General features: G+C 66.3%; 1 protein-coding gene. It reads left to right on the top strand.

Going from position 1 to position 264, the window contains the following annotated elements:
• Window positions 1-264: UDP-N-acetylglucosamine 2-epimerase (locus tag SB689_RS23370; protein ID WP_410694435.1), on the top strand; the 264-nt coding region annotated here is incomplete at both ends.

The following is a 264-nucleotide window of genomic DNA, read 5'->3' as shown; positions in this document are numbered from 1 at the left end:
GATGCGTGGCGTGCTGGAGCGTGCGCAACCCGACATGGTTCTCGTCCATGGCGATACCACCACGACCATGGCGGCCACCCTGGCGGCGTGCTACAAGCGCATTCCAGTTGGCCACGTGGAGGCGGGCTTGCGCACCGGCAACCTGCTCTCGCCATGGCCGGAGGAGGCCAATCGCACGCTCACCGGCGCGCTCGCAAGCGTGCATTTCGCGCCGACTTCGCGCGCGCGGCAGAACTTGCTGAATGAAGGTACGCGTGACGAATC

This window comes from Chryseobacterium sp. SIMBA_038, from assembly GCF_046535115.1.
Lineage (GTDB): Bacteria > Bacteroidota > Bacteroidia > Flavobacteriales > Weeksellaceae > Chryseobacterium.
The sequence above is the reverse complement of the archived record's forward strand: the minus strand, read 5'-3'. Positions and strand labels throughout refer to the sequence as shown.